This is a genomic window from Gluconobacter sp. GP1 (genome assembly GCF_032913585.1).
Taxonomy (GTDB): Bacteria; Pseudomonadota; Alphaproteobacteria; order Acetobacterales; family Acetobacteraceae; genus Gluconobacter; species Gluconobacter cerinus.
This window is the reverse complement of the sequence record NZ_JASGXC010000003.1, coordinates 538,786-557,062: the sequence shown is the minus strand read 5'-3', so window position 1 is coordinate 557,062 and position 18,277 is coordinate 538,786. Positions and strand designations below refer to the sequence as shown.

Annotated in this window: 17 protein-coding genes, 1 tRNA gene and 1 pseudogene; 7 read left to right on the top strand and 12 right to left on the bottom strand. The window is 56.7% G+C overall.

Going from position 1 to position 18,277, the window contains the following annotated elements; all coding sequences use genetic code 11:
* Positions 1–91: 91 nt before the first annotated feature.
* A complete protein-coding gene (locus R5H23_RS10665) occupies positions 92–1,087 on the bottom strand; it encodes a bile acid:sodium symporter family protein (protein ID WP_086633289.1) in 996 nt (331 codons plus the stop codon).
* 111 nt (positions 1,088–1,198) lie between these two features.
* On the opposite strand from R5H23_RS10665, the gene R5H23_RS10660 reads away from it, so the two are divergent.
* On the top strand, positions 1,199–3,133 hold the full coding sequence (locus R5H23_RS10660; protein ID WP_317215405.1) for a GH32 C-terminal domain-containing protein: 1,935 nt from the start codon (positions 1,199–1,201) through the stop codon (positions 3,131–3,133).
* 57 nt (positions 3,134–3,190) lie between these two features.
* Positions 3,191–3,622 (top strand): annotated as a pseudogene (locus R5H23_RS10655) (MgtC/SapB family protein); the annotation flags it as partial.
* Positions 3,623–3,759: 137 nt separating this feature from the next.
* Here the strand turns inward: R5H23_RS10655 and R5H23_RS10650 are convergent.
* The 5 genes from R5H23_RS10650 to infA form a co-directional block, all read right to left on the bottom strand.
* Positions 3,760–3,835: transfer RNA gene (locus tag R5H23_RS10650), tRNA-Phe, on the bottom strand.
* Positions 3,836–3,896: 61 nt separating this feature from the next.
* Entirely contained in the window at positions 3,897–4,073 is a 177-nt protein-coding gene (locus tag R5H23_RS10645; protein WP_099211330.1) for a DNA gyrase inhibitor YacG, read from the bottom strand.
* A complete protein-coding gene (locus R5H23_RS10640; RefSeq protein WP_317215404.1) occupies positions 4,070–5,113 on the bottom strand; it encodes a ribonuclease E/G in 1,044 nt (347 codons plus the stop codon). The genes R5H23_RS10645 and R5H23_RS10640 overlap by 4 nt, the downstream gene beginning before the upstream one ends.
* Entirely contained in the window at positions 5,110–5,757 is a 648-nt protein-coding gene (locus R5H23_RS10635; protein ID WP_317215403.1) for a Maf family protein, read from the bottom strand. The genes R5H23_RS10640 and R5H23_RS10635 overlap by 4 nt, the downstream gene beginning before the upstream one ends.
* A 13-nt stretch (positions 5,758–5,770) precedes the next feature.
* Positions 5,771–5,989, bottom strand: coding sequence for a translation initiation factor IF-1 (gene infA / locus R5H23_RS10630; protein ID WP_007282896.1), 219 nt, complete (start codon positions 5,987–5,989; stop codon positions 5,771–5,773).
* Between the two features lie 282 nt (positions 5,990–6,271).
* On the opposite strand from infA, the gene R5H23_RS10625 reads away from it, so the two are divergent.
* Complete coding sequence (locus R5H23_RS10625) at positions 6,272–7,861, top strand: DUF6311 domain-containing protein (protein WP_317215398.1); 1,590 nt, start codon at positions 6,272–6,274, stop codon at positions 7,859–7,861.
* A gap of 14 nt (positions 7,862–7,875) precedes the next feature.
* On the opposite strand, the gene hisD is transcribed toward R5H23_RS10625, so the two are convergent.
* Together hisD and hisG are read right to left on the bottom strand one after the other, a co-directional pair.
* The gene (gene hisD, locus R5H23_RS10620; protein ID WP_317215397.1) at positions 7,876–9,174 is read right to left on the bottom strand and encodes a histidinol dehydrogenase; all 1,299 of its coding nucleotides are present in this window, start codon (positions 9,172–9,174) and stop codon (positions 7,876–7,878) included.
* Positions 9,171–9,875 carry an ATP phosphoribosyltransferase gene (gene hisG / locus R5H23_RS10615; RefSeq protein WP_235271746.1) on the bottom strand — a complete coding sequence of 235 codons (705 nt, stop codon included), beginning with the start codon at positions 9,873–9,875 and terminating at the stop codon, positions 9,171–9,173. The genes hisD and hisG overlap by 4 nt, the downstream gene beginning before the upstream one ends.
* Positions 9,876–9,993: 118 nt before the next feature.
* Here hisG and R5H23_RS10610 point away from each other — a divergent pair, with 118 nt between their 5' ends.
* On the top strand, positions 9,994–10,434 hold the full coding sequence (locus R5H23_RS10610) for a GntR family transcriptional regulator (protein WP_317215395.1): 441 nt from the start codon (positions 9,994–9,996) through the stop codon (positions 10,432–10,434).
* A gap of 2 nt (positions 10,435–10,436) precedes the next feature.
* Positions 10,437–11,384 carry a slipin family protein gene (locus R5H23_RS10605; protein WP_317215394.1) on the top strand — a complete coding sequence of 316 codons (948 nt, stop codon included), beginning with the start codon at positions 10,437–10,439 and terminating at the stop codon, positions 11,382–11,384.
* Here R5H23_RS10605 and R5H23_RS10600 read toward each other — a convergent pair.
* Entirely contained in the window at positions 11,362–12,264 is a 903-nt protein-coding gene (locus R5H23_RS10600; RefSeq protein WP_211508078.1) for a LysR family transcriptional regulator, read from the bottom strand. The two genes, R5H23_RS10605 and R5H23_RS10600, sit on opposite strands and share 23 nt — an antisense overlap.
* A gap of 132 nt (positions 12,265–12,396) precedes the next feature.
* Here R5H23_RS10600 and R5H23_RS10595 point away from each other — a divergent pair, with 132 nt between their 5' ends.
* On the top strand, positions 12,397–13,170 hold the full coding sequence (locus R5H23_RS10595; protein ID WP_317215393.1) for an SDR family oxidoreductase: 774 nt from the start codon (positions 12,397–12,399) through the stop codon (positions 13,168–13,170).
* A gap of 46 nt (positions 13,171–13,216) precedes the next feature.
* Here the strand turns inward: R5H23_RS10595 and R5H23_RS10590 are convergent, their stop codons facing one another.
* From R5H23_RS10590 to R5H23_RS10580, 3 genes are all read right to left on the bottom strand, one after another.
* Complete coding sequence (locus R5H23_RS10590; RefSeq protein WP_317215392.1) at positions 13,217–15,835, bottom strand: TonB-dependent receptor; 2,619 nt, start codon at positions 15,833–15,835, stop codon at positions 13,217–13,219.
* A gap of 181 nt (positions 15,836–16,016) precedes the next feature.
* A complete protein-coding gene (gmk, locus tag R5H23_RS10585; RefSeq protein WP_099211344.1) occupies positions 16,017–16,649 on the bottom strand; it encodes a guanylate kinase in 633 nt (210 codons plus the stop codon).
* Positions 16,650–16,729: 80 nt separating this feature from the next.
* Positions 16,730–17,995 carry an AI-2E family transporter gene (locus R5H23_RS10580; protein ID WP_211495666.1) on the bottom strand — a complete coding sequence of 422 codons (1,266 nt, stop codon included), beginning with the start codon at positions 17,993–17,995 and terminating at the stop codon, positions 16,730–16,732.
* 174 nt (positions 17,996–18,169) lie between these two features.
* Here R5H23_RS10580 and pqqA point away from each other — a divergent pair, with 174 nt between their 5' ends.
* The gene (pqqA, locus tag R5H23_RS10575) at positions 18,170–18,250 is read left to right on the top strand and encodes a pyrroloquinoline quinone precursor peptide PqqA (protein WP_010502998.1); all 81 of its coding nucleotides are present in this window, start codon (positions 18,170–18,172) and stop codon (positions 18,248–18,250) included.
* The last annotated feature ends 27 nt before the right edge of the window (positions 18,251–18,277 follow it).

Genomic DNA, 18,277 nt, shown 5'->3' with positions numbered 1-18,277 from the left:
CAAACTGGGGCCACACTGGTCTACGAACCCAAGGGGGTCAAAGACCACCTCGTGACAAAAAGAAACCTCTTTAACAGCTTTGTCATGAAGCTCAGGAATGAGGCTTTGAATGCGTTTCCAGGCCTATGCGTTTTCCATAATGACGGGCCAGAAGCGTGCAGGTGAAAAGCTGGATCTGGTGATAGATCATAAGGGGCAGAACAATGATGCCTACCGAGGCAGAGGGAAAGATAACGCTCGCCATCGGAACACCAGAGGCCAGCGATTTTTTTGAACCACAGAACTGAAGCGCGATGCTGTTTTCCGTGGACTGGTTCATGCCCTTGCCCATGAAATGCGAGGCCACCAGCACCAGCGCAAGCATGAAGCTGTCCAGCAGCGCCACCTCAAGCAAATGAAGCGGTGAAACGCGGTGCCAGATGCCTTCGACAACGGCTGAACTGAACGCGGTGTAGACGACCACGACGATAGAGCCACGATCTGTGAACGAAATCAGGAATTTGTGGCGTTTGACAATCGGGCCAATCCATTTCTGAAGGATCTGCCCGAGAATGAACGGAAGAAGCAGTTCCTTCGCAACGTCCAGAACGCTCTCAAGGGGGGAATGACCTGCACCAACGTGACCAAGGACAATGCCTGTCAGAAGCGGGGTCAATGCAATGCCTGCAATATTCGATACAGTGGCTGCGCAGATGGCCGCAGGAACATTGCCGCGTGCAATCGAAGTCAGGGCAATCGAGGACTGAACGGTTGAAGGCAGGCAACACAGGAAAAGAATGCCAGCCCACAAATCTTCCCCGAACAGAGCATTCGGGAACAAATTGCGGAAGAGCAGATGCAGCCCGATGCCCAGAAGCGGGAAGAGAGCAAATGTGCAGAGCAGAACCGTTCCCTGAAGGCGCCAGTCACGCACGCTTTCGATAATGGCATGGCGCTCAAGTTTGGCCCCCTGGAAGAAGAACATCAGGGTGATGAGAACTGTGACGACCTGCTGCAGAATATGTTGCATTTCCCCGCGGCAGGGCAGGACGGAGGCCAGGACGATCGCGCAGATCAGGGCCATCAGGAAAGGGTCTAAGCGCTTCATGACGTCCTTATGTGCGTATTCGCAACGGACATGCAATGTCCTTCCTCTTTTTGAAGACGGACGTTTTCCTGAAAGGCTTCCGGGTTAAGCATCCTCCTGTATGGTGGAGGTATGACAGATCGAAACGACAGGCCCGAACTCGGGCGCCGCACGGCTCTGGCCAGCATTCTAGCCGCAGGAGCTGCTGTTGGCAGTAGCCGGATTGCCAGAGCCGCCGAGGAAACGCCGATGTCTGCAATGACTCCTCATCACGATGAACCCAGCAATTCCCATCAGGAGCCGGGCAATCATCCGGGGATAGCAAGCCAGCCCGTTGTCAGAACGCAGAGTGACTATCTCTATCGCCCCACGGTTCATTTCTCGCCACAGACCGGCTTCATGAATGATCCCAATGGTCTGATTTTCGACGGGCAGACGTATCATCTCTATTACCAGTACGACCCTTTTGCACCCTATGCGGGTCAGGTGCACTGGGGGCATGCAACCAGTACGGACTTATACACGTGGCAAGATCAACCTATTGCGATTGATCAGACAGTCGCTGGCGAGGCGTATTCAGGGTGCGTGGTTCTGGACCGGAATAATGATTCTGGTCTTTTTCCGCCGAAGGAAAACTCCCCTACGCAAGGGGACACTCCACCCGCTCCCAAGACGGCAACGCAGGCGGCAGTTGAGGCCTTGGCTCCCGGCTTGACCAAGGCCACGTCAGATGTGCCATTTTCGCCGGAAAACATGGATGTTCTTGGTCCGGGGACGAATGCTCCCTTCGGACATGTCTTTGATCCACCGACAACAGCTGAACTTCCGCCAGCGGCTCCTTCGGTTCCGCCGTTACCATCCATGCCGGGTGGTCTGGTCGCTCTTTACACGCGCGCTACACCCCAGAAGCAGACGCAGTATCTGGCATGGAGTCCAGATGGCGGTAAGCGCTTTATCGACTACGAGCACAACCCCGTTCTGGATATCGGGCTGAACTCTTTCCGCGATCCGAAAGTGTTCTGGCACCAACCCAGTGGAAAGTGGGTCATGGTCGTCGTGAAGGCTCGGGCTCACAGGGTGGCCTTCTACGGATCAATTGATTTGAAGCACTGGATGCATCTCAGTGATTTCGGGCCAGCAGGTCTGTTCGGCGTGGATTATGAATGCCCCAATCTTATTGAATTGCAGGTTGAGGATGAGGGGAAGGCGTCTCGGTGGGTTCTGTTCGTTTCAGTCAATCCCGGTGGGCCTCAGGGCGGAAGTGTCACGCAGTATTTTGTAGGGGACTTCGACGGTGAGCGCTTTATCCCCGAAAATACGGTCATAGGTCTGACGGACTTCGCCAAAGACAGCTACGCCATGCAGGTTTATGAAAACATGCCGCGCAATGAAGCTGTCTATTTTGCTTGGTTTGGGAACTGGCAGTATTGCGAAGAGGTTCCGAACAGAAGCTGGCGCGGCCTTATGACCCTTCCGCGAACCTTGTCGCTCAGGCGGGACGATATGAACTGGCTACGGTTGGTGCAGCGTCCTCGAGGACTGGAAATGCTGAGAGGCGAGCAGATTCCCTTTCGGGTTGAACGTATTGCTGCCCAGAGCGGCGTGCAGGTCTCCATCCCCACAGGACAGGCTATTGAACTCTCTCTGACGGTAACTGTGGATGAGCGCAGAAACCCGCAACCTGATGGCAACAAGGGGCGAGCGGGTCGTTTCCTGATCGTCTTCTCCAACGGGCAGGGAGAGTCTCTGTCTATCGGGTTTGACGCATTTTCAGCTCAGCTCTGGCTGGATCGCGGAGATCTGCATGGCTTTTCGCAGCCATTTTTCACGGAGAGGTTCTCCACGCCACTAACGGCAAACAGCCGACGTTTCTCGTTGAAACTGGTTCTGGATGCGTGTGCGCTCGAAATCTTCATCAATGATGGCTTGTCGGTCGGGACAGCTCTGGTGTTTCCTGCAAGTCCCTTGGATACACTCAGTCTTCAGGCAACAAATGCTGGTGCAACCATCGAAAATCTCAGTCTGTATCCTCTGCGGAAAACCATGGATCGTCCGACCGCCGTATGATTGCAAACAGCCAAGGCTTCTGAACCGCGATACACGGCAGGCAGCGAAAGAGTAACAATGCATTTTACCCAGACCTTTGATGCGCACTCCTTTCTGGATACGTTCGGAAGCTATCTGGCTGCTTTTGTATTTGGGACGCTGATCGGGGCGGAACGTCAGTTCCGCCAACGGACCGCCGGGTTGCGCACCAATGCGCTGGTCGCGATTGGTGCGTCTGCTTTCGTAGATCTCGCAGAGCGTATTGGCGGCGATGTCTCGGCCATTCGCGTGATTGCCTACGTGGTATCAGGCGTCGGATTTCTTGGCGCCGGCGTCATCATGAAAGATGGCCCCAATGTGCGGGGCCTGAATACTGCGGCAACACTCTGGTGCTCAGCCGCCATCGGTGCGTGCACAGGGTGTGACATGATTGCAGAGGCAGCTCTGCTGACCGTCTTTATTCTCGGTGCCAATACGGTGTTGAGAGTTCTGGTGAAATGGATTGATCGGCGCCTGCCACCCCAGATTGATGCGGTGGATCAGGAATGACGGCTCTGTTCATGAGCCTCGGCGCAGCTCAGACGCACCAAAACGATTAAGCCTTAAGGCTTAGCACAAAGAGATTATTTTTTATTTTTTGGAAAAAATGGTGCCCAAGACCGGGATCGAACCAGTGACACTGCGATTTTCAGTCGCATGCTCTACCAACTGAGCTACTTGGGCACCGGGCTTAAGGTGAGACACCCGCTGCGGAAACGGGGTTTAGCTGATGATTCGCTCGGGATCAACCCTCAGTATGAGGATATTCTTCAGAGTCTTCTTCATTATCCTGCCTGAAGGATGGAACGCGGTAGTTACCGTTGAACCAGCGCCCCAGATCAATGTCTGCACAGTGCTGTGAGCAGAAGGGCCGAAAAGCCGTTTCCGTTGGGCGGTTGCAGATAGGGCAGGTGGCACTCATGAAAGGCTCCAGCTTGCAGGGGATGCGTTTGGATCCATGACCAGCTCCAGAGGAGCGGCCCGGCGGGAAGTAAAGTCACTCATGGCTTCTGGATCGTTCTCCAGAGCCCTGACGAGAGAAATGGATGCTGTCAGAGTGCGACCCTTGCGGTCTTCTCGCAAAATAGTGCGGAGCACTGACAGCGCCCTTCCATGTGGGGAGGACAAAAGTTCGTGCAAGGGAGGTCTGCGCCGCGGGCGAGTGATTTCCAGAAGGCCGGAAGGCGTGGCTCCGAGCACTTGCGACTTTAACGGATCATCCGACAGGGCATCGCGCAGGAAGCTGACGAGGGCAGGCCTCTTGCGGGTTTTAACGCCTGCGGGATCAACCAGCAGCGTGCCTGACAGATTGCGGAGGCGGATCTGTCGCGCCAGGGCCGGAAAACTTGCGACATTTCCCTTGAAGTCAGGAGCGCTGGCGCTGTCCAGGTCTATGGCGATCAGGGCGGGGGTGGGAAAGATACTGGCTGTAAGTTGGCCAAGATCTGCAAATTCGGAGCCAAGTTCGTCAAAGTCGCTTTCCAGCGTGTCGTCAAAGGCCTGCTGGCATCGCTGAAACCGGGGGCGCAGTCGGGCCGGAAGGCGCGCGGCAATACCTGGCGCATCAACGTACAGGGGGGCGTCGGGATAGCGGTCTGCCAGTTCTTCCAGTGGTGAAGGGCCGCATGCCAGAAGCGTCGGTGCAACAGGCATATCCGGCACAGGCTCTGCCTTACGCAGGCGCAGGCCCTTGCCATTCTGTGCGGAGCGGCTGACGCGGACGGAGATCAGTTTTCCTTGAACCAGCGCATCCCGGCAGGACAGAAAGCCATCGTCTCCGTTGTGGAGTGTGACAAAGGCCCCGCCCAGTGCAGGAGCGACCGTTTGGATGCGCGCAATATGCCAGTCATCAAACCCATCCGGAAGGCCGGGACGCCAAATGGCAGCATCCAGAAGAGTCTCATGGTCCGCAACCGCAATCCGCACATCGCCCGGAGAGCAGGCGGCGCGGATCTCGATCACGCGATCCACCCACCCTGACGACGGGGCTGCCCGCGCAGAAGCTGTGCGGTTTCGAACAACGGAAGACCCACGACAGCAGAGTAGCTGCCGCCAATCTGCCGGATATGAGCTGCGGCAGCCCCTTGAATGGCGTAGCCGCCAGCCTTGCCCTGCCAGTCTCCGTTGGCGATCAGTGCGTCGATCTGGCTGTCAGTCAGTCGGTGGAACGTGACGGACGTTTCCACAAGGCGCTCATTGGCCACACCGTCCGGCCACGCAGAGGTGGGACGCAGAGCCACTGCGGTCAGCACTTTGTGGTTTCGGCCTGAAAGCAGCCGCAAACACGCGCGTGCAGTCTGTTCATCCTCCGCCTTGGGGAGAATGCGTCGTCCAACGGCAACGACAGTATCCGCACCGATCACCAGAGCTGCATCCTGACGCTGTGCTGCTGCATGGTCAGCTTTCGCTCGGGCAAGACGCTGGACCAGCGCGCGGGGAAGTTCACCGGGGCGCGGTTCCTCATCCACATCTGTGCCGATGACGTCATCAGGCACAATTCCAATCTGCTTCAGAAGAGCCAGACGTCGGGGAGAGGCAGACGCCAGAACAAGCGCCGGGCGATCTGTCATGCCGTTTTCAGGCACGGGAGACTGGGAAAGGGGCATACGCCGCAGTCTCTTACTTGAAGCGGAACGTGATCCGGCCCTTGGACAGGTCGTATGGGGTCATTTCAACGTTTACGCGGTCACCAGCGAGAACGCGGATACGGTTCTTGCGCATCTTGCCGCTCGTATGGGCGAGAATGGTGTGCTCGTTGTCGAGCGTGACACGGAACATGGCGTTGGGCAGCAGTTCCATGACGGTGCCGGTGAACTCGATAAGGTCTTCTTTGGACATGGGAATCCTTGCTTCAGGGACAGGGTAAAGGTCTGCGGATGGCAGTGGCCCCGATCGGAGCCTGAAAATCCAGTTCCGCTATGTGCGGACTGTCCGGCAAAAGGTCAAGCTTAACGCGGTTTTTCTGATGTTTTTGGCCGAAATGATTGTGGACTTTTCACAAGACATACCGATTGTCCATGGCACCGGGTATGAAAATGGCAGAAATGGGCTGGTGCCTTGGTAATATGAAACAAAAGCGGGACGGCTTCTGACAGCTCTGCCCCGCAGGCGAGGACATGCGTGGCGAAAAGGTATGAGTGGGTGCGCGCGGTGCCTTCGATTGTCTGGGCTTTGGTCCTTGCCGTACTCATGGGGCTGGGCGAGGGCCTGCATCTTGTCCCGCTGGATAGTCTAAGCCGTTTTCCAGTTTTCCAGGACGGAATCCAGGCCGTCGCTGGGCAGCGGTATTTCCTGGGCGATGCGTGGCAGTGGCCTTTGCTGGACACACGCTCGCTCCTGACCCCTCGGGGTGCCAGCGTAGCAATGACAGACAGTACACCGTTACTGTTGTTACTGTTCAAACCGTTCGTGGCGCTGCTTCCCGCCGGATTTGTACCTTACAGGCTCTGGCTGGTGTTCTGTTTCCTTATGCAGCCGGTCTCTATGGTTCTGGCGCTATCCGCTGCGGGTGAACGGCGTTTTACGGCGTTGATGTCCGGAGCCATCCTGGCTCTCTGCATGCCATTTTTTCTGGGACGTATCATTCATCTCAGTTTGATGGGGCAATTCCTTCTTCTGTTGGCATTTGCGTTTTATTTCTCCCTTGTGCGGGGGAAAAAGTGGGCTTTGGGGCTGACGCCGATCTTTCTTGTGATCTGCCTGCTCATTCATCCGATCCTTCTTCTGTTGGCTTCAGGGACCATTGCGGCAGCAGCTCTGACGCTTCTGTGTCGGAGGGCTAAGGCGTGGCGTGAGGTAGCCTGTTCATGCGGGGCTGGAATTGCATTGGTCCTGATTGTCAGCGAGGTGCTGGGATATTTCCGGTATGCTCAAGGTGCTGGCGGGTATGGCCTGTTCTCCATGAACCTGCTGTCGCCCATCTGGCCCATGCATTCTAATCTGCTGGCGTTTATTCCTGCGCTGCATTACGGCATGGAGACCCAGTCTTTTGAGGGCTATTCCTATCTCGGTGCAGGGCTTCTTTTGCTTCTGCTCTGTGATGTGGTCTTTTGCGGGCGCGAACTTCTGAGCGCGATGCGGCGGCATGCCGGACTGTCGATTTTCCTTGGAATTATGGCGCTCTACGCTGTTTCCAACACGGGATATGCAGGCCCATACCGGCTTTGGCACATAGCCCTGTCGCCCCCTTTGGCAGACGTTTTTCGGGCGAGTGGGCGATGCTTCTGGCCTGTAGGATATGGTCTGTTGATCGCGGCAATCCGTTTATCCCGCTTTATACCGAGAAGGGTGGGAGGCAGCCTGCTGATTGTCTGTGCCTTGCTGCAATTCCTGGACACCCGTTCGTTACGCGCGCAGGCACATGACCTGTGGAAGGCCGATTTTCCTGTTACGGGCGTTACCAGGTCTTTGACAGGTTTGATTGGGGACGCGCAGCAGGTAGCGCTCTACCCCGTTGCAGGCTGTGGATTGGATCTCTACGGCCCGGATGCCGATCGGATTATGACAGTTTTTCGACTCTCTGCCGAACAAAACCGGCCGATCAATACGTTCTACCTGTCCCGCCCGCCCAAAGATTTTGCATGTGGCAGAGAAAAGCCCCAAGCCGACCAGGCGGAGGGAACGCTCGAAATTTATGTGGGCGGATTGCAGCCTGCTGCCAATCGGCACTGTCAGGATTTAGACGGCCTTAAGATTTGCCCGCCCCCGTAAGGGCGGGCGAACACTTAGTTTTTGATCTGGCCCAGACGTAGCGAAAGACTCAGAGCATGAGCATCCAGCCCTTCCGCCTGTGCGAGAGCAACACCAGCGGGGCCGATCTTTTCAAGTCCGGCTTCATCCGCCTCAATGGTCGTTGTGCGTTTGATGAAGTCGAACACAGAAAGCCCTGATGCGAAACGGGCCGTGCGGCTTGTGGGTAGAACGTGGTTGGGACCACCAACGTAATCGCCGACAGCTTCCGGGCAGTAGCGGCCCATAAAGATGGCCCCCGCATGGCGGATTTTTGCACTGAAGGCACGCGGTTCGTCGAGCAGCACTTCAAGATGTTCAGGAGCAAGCTGGTTCACAATCCGGGCGGCTTCATCCAGATCCCGAACGACAATGACTGCACCATGGTCTTCCCAGCTTTTGGCCGCGATAGCGGTACGGGGAAGGGTTTCCAGTTCTGTCTGGACAGCCGCCGTTACTGCCTTTGCAAACGCGGCATCCGTAGTGATGAGAATGGCCTGTGCCTGTTCATCATGTTCAGCCTGCGCCAGTAGATCGATTGCGGCCAGACGGGGATCATTATTCCCATCTGCTACAACGACAACTTCCGAAGGCCCGGCGATGCTGTCGATGCCAACATGGCCAAAGACCTGTCGCTTGGCCTCCGCCACGAACGCATTGCCGGGGCCGACGATCCGGTCTACCGGAGCAATCAGTTCTGTTCCATATGCCATGGCGCCCACAGCCTGTGCGCCGCCGATCCGATAAATTTCTTCTACGCCGCAGAGACGGGCCGCTGCCAGAACAAGTGGGTTCAGCACACCGTCAGGAGATGGAACACACATGGCCACGCGCTGCACTCCGGCGACGCGCGCGGGAAGGGCATTCATCAGAACCGAGGAGGGATAAGCGGCTTTTCCGCCGGGCACATAAAGACCCACGGCATCCAGAGCCGTCCAGCGCATGCCAAGCCGGATTCCTTCGTCGTCCGTGAAATCCAGATCCTTCGGCATCTGTGCAGCATGGAACGCTTCAATGCGCCGGGCAGCGGTTTTGAGAGCATCCATCAGGTCTGACGGGACAAGATCTGCCTGCGTGGCAATTTCTTCCGCGCTGATGCGTAGGCTTTCAGCAGGCAGAGTCAGGCGGTCAAAGCGGGCCGTATAGTCACAGAGCGCTTCGTCCCCGCGCTGACGAACATCAGCCAGGATGGCCCGGACAGGCTCCGCGACGCTGCGCTCGTCACTGCTGCGATCTGCCAGAAGGTTCGCAAGATCCTTTTCAAAACTGGCGCTCAGGGTGTCGAGACGTTTCATTTTGACGCTCCCTCAGTGTTGAGGGCTGCCCGGAATCGCTCGATCAATGCGCCAATCTCTTCAGGGCGCGTCTTGAGCGCGACGCGATTGACGATCAGGCGGCTTGTGACGTGGGCAATGGTTTCTGTTTCCATGAGGCCGTTGGCGCGGAGAGTGGAGCCTGTATCAACCAGATCCACGATTACGCTCGCCAGATCCAGGGTCGGCGCAAGCTCCATGGCACCATTCAGGTGCACGATTTCTGCATTCACGGCGCGGGACGCAAAGTGACGGCGTGCAATGGTCGGATACTTCGTGGCGACACGCAGGCGTGACTGAGAGGCTGCCGGATCTTCGGTGACGGTTTTAGGGCGCGCCACGGAAATTCGGCAACCACCAATTCCGAGATCAAGCGGTGCGTAAATGTCCGGATAGTCGAATTCCATCAGGACATCTGCGCCACAGACCCCGATATGCGCCCCACCATACGCTACGAAAGTTGCGACGTCGAAAGAACGGACGCGCACAACGTCCAGATTTGGATAGGAGGTGCCAAATCGCAGCCGACGGCTGCTTTCCTGAAGGCAGTCCGCATCGGGTTCGATGCCTGTTCGTGTTAGAACGGGGGCTAACGCCTTGAGAATCCGCCCTTTTGGAAGGGCAAGGATCAGCGGAGAACCGCTTCGGTCAGAAGTGTCCGTTCCGGTCTGAGGCGCTGTCATGGGGCGTCTGTCCTTGCTGTCCGCAGCCAATGAAAAGAGAACAGCAGCGCATATCACGAAGCGGCGGTCTTCCAAAATTTCTTGACAGGGAGGGTGCATATCGATGCATCTTGTATGCATGTCTGCAAACATAGAAACATTGCTGTTTCCGACCCCCCTTTCTGCTGCGAGTGGCCTGCCCCTGCGCGCACAGATGCGGGAGCGTATCCTGACAGCGATAGGGTCTGGTCTGCTCTCTCCGGGAGACCAGCTTCCCACGATGCGGGCGTTGTCAGTTCATCTTCGGGTTGATCTCAACACTGTGCAGCGTGCTTACGCGGAACTGGAACGGCTGGGTGCCATCGAGACTTATCGGGCGCGAGGCAGTTTTGTGAGCCAGCATCCTCCATCGGCCGATATTGATCGAAAGAGGGAAGAGCTCATGGATCTCGCGGCGGCAACAATCGCCCGGAGCCATGCCTTGGGGCTCGATCCAGACGCGCTCCTCCGGGCCATGCAGCACCTTCTTGAAGCGTCTTCGCCCACAATCGCGCCAGAGACCGGCGCCGGAAAGGCATAGTCATGATTTCGTATCCAACACTTCCGTCGTCCGTGTCGCGGCGCAGCAATGGCCTTCCTGTCAATTCGGTGTCTATTGCACTGGCTCTCGGGTGTATTCTGGCCGGCGGGGGCTTACAGGCTCTGACCTTTAACCTCGCCTTCTCAATCATCGGCGTGGTGCTGGGCGTTCTCGTCCTTCTGTCCCTGAAGATGTGCAATTCCTGGCAGCGTGCTCTGGTCTTGCGAGCCGGTAAAATTCAGGGTTTGCGGGGACCTGGGCTGTTTCTCATCATCCCTTTTGTAGATCAGGTCACCGAAGTGGTTGATCAGCGGATCAGGACGGTTCCGGTGCATACGCGGCAAACCCTGACGCGTGATACGACGCCGGTGGATGTGGATGCTGTTGTTTTCTGGATGGTTCATGATCCACTCCGCGCCATCACGGAGCTGGATGACTACGAGGGGTCCGTGTCCATGGTGGCCCTGACGACCCTGCGTGAGGTGGTCAGCAGCTCCGACCTTGCCGTGTTGCTGGAGGATCGTCGCAGAATTGATGACCAGCTTCGGGACCTGATTGAGGTCAAGACACGCGAATGGGGTGTTACGGTGCAGGCTGTTGAAATCCGTGATGTTCAGCTGCCAGATAATTTACAGGATGCGATGAGCCGTCAGGCGCAGGCAGAGCGGGAACGTGCAGCGCGTGTTACGCTCGCCAGTGCCGAACGTGCTGTTGCTGTGGAACTCGCGGCTGCAGCCAAAACGTATGAAGCCTCACCGATTGCCCTGCAGATTCTTCAGATCAACCGCGTTTTTGAGATGAACAAAAACCGTGGAACGACCATTCTGATGCCGACCACCATGGCAGACGCGATGGGAAGTGCGACCGCCTTTGCTGCGGCCGTACAGGCCGCAACGCAAACGGATTCTGAAGCACCATCCGCCGGAATCACGTCAGAACGTGGCTTTTGATGAGAGGCTCCAGCCAGTCCACGAATGTTGTCACACGATCACCAGCGGAGTGCCTGTGTGGATATAGAATGGTCATGGGCAGAGCCTCTGCGCACCATTCAGGCATCACGCTGACGAGCTCTCCAGCCTGGATGTGCTGCTGCACGTCGTAGGCCGGAATCTGGATCAGACCCAGCCCGGCCAGGCAGCAGGCAATGAGGGCTTCAGCATTATCAACCGTCACGCGACTGGGTGGCGAAGCGGTTCTGGTCTCTCCGCCCTCCTGCCATTCCCAGTCTTCCGGTCGGCCAGTGACGGGCGATGCATAACGCACTACGTAATGATCGTTCAGGGCATCTGGGTGGGCAGGGCAGCCAAACTGGTCAAGATAGGCCGCACTCGCGACGTTGATCAGATTGAGTTCTCCGATCCTGCGACTGATGAGACCGGAATCCTGCAACGGCCCTACACGCAGAACGCAATCCGCTCTGTCTTCCACCAGATTGATGGCTCGGTCCGTGACGCCAAGATCGACGGACAAGCCAGGGTGGCGGGATAAAAAATCGGGTAAAGCCGGGGCAACAATGAGACGCCCGATCCTGCCCGGCATATTGACCCTTACGACACCGCTGAGGCCGTCACGGTCTTTCCGGAACAGCGTTTCAATGTCCTCCACCTCTCCAATGACGCGCAGGCAGCGCTTGTAAAAAGCCAGTCCGTCCTGAGTGGGAGAGACTGCGCGCGTGGTTCTGGCGAGCAAACGCGTTCCTGCGCGCGTTTCCAGATCACGAATGGCTGTGGAGATGGTCGAACGTGGCATGTTCAGCATGTCAGCCGTGCGTGTGAAACTGGAGGTTTCAACGACTCTGGTGAAAATGCGGAAGAGGTCGATCCGGTCCAAAAAAAATCTCCGCAGAGCAGGGGCCTGAGTTTGTTCGTGATTCCTGACAGGTGTGGTCAGGAATACAGCCTTTGTTGTGTTCCGTCAGACGGTAGCCTGCGCGTTCCATTTCAAAAAGGCGGAGACCGGATCATGACAGATCACAGTATCAAAGGAAAAACGGTTCTTGTTGCTGGGGGCGCCAAGAACCTTGGCGGCCTGATCGCTCGGGATCTGGCGGCTCATGGGGCTCGTGCCATCGCCATTCACTACAACAGTGCAGCTACAAAACCCGCTGCGGACGAAACGGTCGCGGGTCTCAAAGCTCAGGGCGTGGAGGCCGTCGCCTTTCAGCAGGACCTGAGAACAGCTGACGGGAACACCAAGCTGTTTGCTGACACTGTGGCTGCGGTTGGTCGGCCGGATATTGCGATCAATACGGTTGGCAAGGTGCTCAAGAAGCCGATGGCAGAGACGTCTGAGCAGGAGTTCGACGAGATGTTCGACGTGAACACGAAGTCGGCTTTTTTCTTCATCAAAGAGGCCGGAGAACATCTCAACGACAACGGCAAGATTCTGACGCTCGTTACGTCCCTTCTGGGAGCTTACACGCCGTTCTACGCCACCTATGCGGGAAGCAAGGCGGCCGTCGAGCATTTCACACGGGCTGCTTCCAAAGAGTACGGTGCACGAGGCATTTCCGTGAATGCGATTGGTCCCGGGCCAATGGATACGCCCTTCTTCTATGGGCAGGAAGGTGCGGATGCCGTCGCATATCACAAGACGGCGGCTGCCCTGTCTGCTCTGAGCAAGACCGGCCTGACCGATATTGAAGATGTTGTCCCCTTTGTCCGGACGCTCGTGTCTGATGGCTGGTGGATGACGGGTCAGACCATTCTTGTGAATGGTGGATACACGACGAAGTAAGAAAAAAGGGCTGCCAGGGTTTTCTCCCTGGCAGCCCTTTGCAGGCTCAGAATGTCGCGTTGATACGGCCGTAGTAGTAGCCGCCGTTGATCGGCACCTGTGCCGAGTTGGAGTCATAGACGGCAGCACCGTAGGAGCTCAGCTCTTCCGGAAGCTTGCGGGGACGAACGTTGAAGACGTTGTTACCGCCAACAGCCACATGCCAGTGCTCGTTGAAGCGATAGCCGACTTCAAGATCGGTCAGCCAGCGCGGAGTGTTCTTGAACTGGCCAAAGCAGGTGTTGGAGTAACGAAGGGCGGCCCCGCCGGCAGCAGCGCAGGTAGCAGAGGTTGGCGTCCAGTCCTGATAGGTCATCATGCTGGTGGTTTCGCCGTAACGCGTCTGCCGCACGTTGATGTCCCATTTCCCAACCGTGTAGTACGCGTTGAGGATGATCTTGCTCCGCGGGTACCCCGTCGTGAGGTACCCAATTGTCTGCGCGTTGAGCAGCGGGTTGCCATTTGTATCGCTGGCAACATGATGCATGCGGGTACGGTTCAGATCCAGCGCCATGCTGAGAGCGAGATTACCGTAGCGATGCAGGTGGAACGTGTAGTCCGCCTTGATGTCCAGGCCCTGTGTCCGCGTGCTGGCAACGTTGGCAAAGTAATAGGCTGAGACGTTGCTGATATCGAAGGAGTTGACGGGCAGCGCGTAACCCATGGCCTGAATGGCGTCGACAGCCGCCTGACCCTTCGTGGTTCCACCTTGCGAAATGCGGTTGCGCAGATTGATCTGATAGACGTCTGCCTCCACGTGGAAGCCCTTGACCGGTTCCACGACGACACCGCCACTGGAGCTTACGGAGTATTCAGGCTTGAGCGGGCTGGCACCCAGGATCTGTGCTGCTGCGGAGCTGACAGGCAGAAGACCGCTGGCGCTGGTCGGGCTCACACTCATCGTGCTGTAGTGCTGCTCGGCGAGGGTCGGGGCACGGAAGCCTGTGCTGATCGTGCCGCGGAACGCCAGCCATGGCGTTGCGTCGTAGCGTGTGGAGACCTTGCCGTTCTGGGCATTGCCAACATCTGTGTAATGCTCGAAGCGGCCTGCGAAATCCAGATCCCAGTGCTTCAGAGGGTGGAAATCGCCATCAATATAGGCGGCCCAGATGTTTCGGCTCCAGGAGCCCGCATTCTGTGGTCGCAGGCCAGCATAACCCTGTGTGCCGCCAACCTCGTAAGAAGCGGGTTCACCAGCGACGATGTCATACATTTCGAGGCGATGTTCACCCCCAAAGGCAAGAACCATCGGGACGGTGTTGAAGATGTTGATCTTCCGGCGGAAATCCAGATTGTTGGTCCACTGGGCATTACGGTAGTTCAGCGCACGCACAGTCGTGGGAGACCAGCCACACCCGGTGGAGGAATAATTGGCGACGTTGCCGTTGTTGCAGGTAGAGCCCAGCATACCGGTGTTGGCCGTGTTCTTGTTGCTGATCTTGTCCTGATCCGCACCGTAAACCGTGCTCAGATCCCAGTCGAAGCCATAGAAATCATGCCCTTTGAGGCCGAGTTCACCGGCGTAGTCGTCTTCATCAATGACTTCGAGGGGGGAGAAACCGGAGGGATAAAGCGTTGGGGCAATGCTAGGAACGCGGTAATTCTGAATGGCTTCGGCATGACGATGGGCGTAGGTCACCTGCCCATACAGATCGATTTTTTCAGTAATCGGCTTCCCGAAATCAATCCCTAGATTTTCGCGGGTTTCTTCAGGGGTGCTCATGATTTTGTTGGAGTTTTTCGGCACGTTTACAGCGTTGGCAACAACACCCGTGTAGTAGCCATTGGTGTTCGCGCCAGTGGGCCAGCTTCCAAGAAGGCGATGGTCATTCGCGCCAGCGACAAAGTGATCCGTATGATAAACCTGTCCGCTGATGTGCATATAGCCATCATGTCCAAGTTTCAGGCCGCCATCAGCGTTGAGCTGGTACTGCCAGCCGTCGCCATTGTAGGCGTTCGCGCCGGTCTGGGCTGACATGTTCAGGCCGTGATTCTGCTTTTTGGTGATGATGTTCACCACACCGGCAATCGCATCCGAGCCATACATGGCTGCTGCGCCATCTTCCAGAACTTCGATGTGGTCGATCATGTTCGCCGGAATCATGTTCAGATCGACTGGCGTTGAACCGAACTGCGGCCCGGCGTTCTGAACAATGTTGGCTGTGACGTGGCGGCGCTTGCCATCAATCAGGATCAGCACCTGGTTCGGGTTCAGGCCACGCATCCGGATTGAGGATGTGAGAGCTGCGGTATCACTTCCCTTTGCAGAAACGTTGATCGAAGCATAGGTGCGGGTCAGGGCATCTGCCAGATTCATCTGGCCGGACCGTCGCAATGTTGCGGCTGACACGACTGTTACTGGGCTTGAGCTGTCGCGAGCCCTTTTGTTACTGGCGTGTGTGCCTGTAACAATCATGCTCTCATTGCCACCTTCAGCAGCGCGATGCTGTACAGCCTGACGCTTTACGGTCGTGGGTGTGGTCGCTGCCTGCGCAGGCGTATGGTGATGTACTACCTTGTGATGAGTATCCGTTGCTGCCGTTGGTGTTGTGGCCAAAGCATGGGTTTCAACAGAGGACGCCAGGAGAGACGTGGTTGCGAGGAAAAAAAGACGCCTTGATGACATACCGTCGACTCCCAATAAGCTACGGCCTTCTGCAGCACCAATGCTGCTGTCATTATTCATAACGAACTCGTTACGTCTGGCTACGCAAATTCTGATACCGAAATGTTTTGTCATTCTGGAAAAGAAATGAAGACCACAATCAGGAAATCGCGGCCTTCCGGAAACTCAGTTTTTGAAGATGTCAGGCGGTCTTGTTGAAAGCCGCTACAATATTGGAGAGATTTCTCTGCCGTCTGGTTGCCAACCGAGCGGCCGTCAGGACTGATCTGGCCTGAGAAATAGCTGTGTCCAGATCAGAATTAATGATCGTATGATCGAATTCCGCCCAGTGAGAGATTTCATCCAGCGCGGCTTTCATGCGCTTTGCAATCTCTGCGGGATCATCAGAGGCCCGTTTGTGAAGCCTGCGTTCCAGCTCTTCGAGTGATGGTGGCAGAACAAACAGGCTCACGACGTCTGCGGGGAGGGCGGCTCTCAGTTGGCGATGGCCCTGCCAGTCAATGTCAAAGACCATGTCATGACCGGCTTCCAGCGCTTCTTCAACAGGCGCACGCGGAGTGCCATAGCCACGGCCGAAAACTTCTGCCCACTCCAGAAGTTCGCCGGCCTCTGCCATCGTGCGAAACGCTTCGATATCCCGGAAGTGATAATGAACACCTTCAACTTCACCAGGGCGTGGCCCACGGGTCGTCACGGAAACAGAGTGCTTCAACGATGGCTCTGACGCACGCAGAGCGTTTGCAATCGTGGATTTGCCCGCACCGGAGGGGGCTGAAATCACCAGGCAGACACCGCGTCGGGGCTGTTGGATCATGAGGGTCTCCTTGATGTTTCCTGAGGCAGGACAATGTCGCTGCCTCTAGCCTGAAAACCCCTTGCCTGACCAGATGTTCCTCAGGTTTCCGACTGAAGCTGTGCTGTTATTGCGCTGCTGAGAGACCGTCTGCGGGATCCGCCAAGGATGTGGCCGAGGGGGGCCAGAACCTCGATATGGTCACAGATGATCTTAAAAACGGCGAGCATCGGGACAGACAGGAAAGCACCGGAAATGCCCCACATCCAGTCCCAGAACAGAAGAGACCCCATGACGAAAACCGGGTTCAGCGTGAAGCGCCGGGCCAGAAGCATGGGGGTGATGGTTTCTCCTTCCAGCACATGAATCAGCAGGTAGATGGAAGGTGGAACCAGCGCATAAAGCAGGGACGGGAAGGTAAAGAGCCCTACAACGAAATAGACTACCATTCCGGTCAGGGGGCCGATGATCGGGATGTAGTTGAGCAGAAAAGCCAGAACCCCCCAGAGCAGGGGATTGGGCATGCCCGTTGCCCAGCACTGGATCATGTTCGCAAGCCCCACCAGCAGGTTCATCATCGTGATGGTTGCGAGGTAGAGCGAGACATTCCGTTCAATCTGGGTCGTGATCTGAACCAGTCGGCGCTTCTTTCGAAATGTCGGCATGATTTCCACAATCCGACGCAGCAATGTGTCTCCTTCCGTCATGAGGAAGAAGAGCATCAGCAGCATGGAGAAGAAGCCGCCTGCAATTTCTCTGGTGCCTGCGAGAACGGACGTCCCAAGGCGGCTCAGGGCATTCTCCCCGCCGATTGGCGCCGCTACAGCGTGCGAGCCAGAGGGTTTGTAGCCGCCGAACATGCCGGACAGCCGCATGTAATCCCGTTCCATGACTTCAATCGGCCCGCGCATGACGGCCAGTTTGCTTTGGAGAGCAGGCAGTGTCTGCGGAGCACGGGAAATCCATCCTGCCGCCGGGACAGAAATTGTTGTCGCAATTCCACCAACCACACCGAACATGGCAACGATGAGCAACAGCGCAGCCAGATGTTTGGGCAGATGCAGTTTTTGCCGAAGAAAACGCATCGGCGAGATCATCATCAGGTTGACGACCAGCGCGAACACAAAGGGCAAAAGGATGGGCGCGGTGAAATACAGCGAGTAAAACACGGCCAGAATCGTCAGGATCAGGACGCAGATGTCCCTGACGTTCAGGTGCTGACGTAATATGTTACGGTCGAGCGTCGGATCTGGCAGCTCATCTCCTTCCCGCTGACTGGGTCGACTTGGGCCGGATGCATCCTCTTCCGGCGGAAGAGAGCCTTTCTGGCTGGAAACTGCGGAAGGCTCTGTCGGACAGCCGGACATGTTTGACGCCTGAAGCGGGGAGGGGTGACATCAGGGTAAAAGCCCTGACAGAGGACACAGTTGCGTGTTCTGCCCAAAAACCCTCTTGAACTCCAGTGGGAAGAGGTAACTAAATAATGATCAGAGCTGGTAGGGGTCTGCCCTGCTGGCGAACCTGGAGCTAGGAGAACAGCCATGGCTTGGAACACGCCGAAAGTTACCGAAATTCCGCTAGGCGCAGAAATCAACTCGTACGTCTGCGGCGAGAAGAAGTAATCATCTTTTCCCTTTCGGGGAAAAATG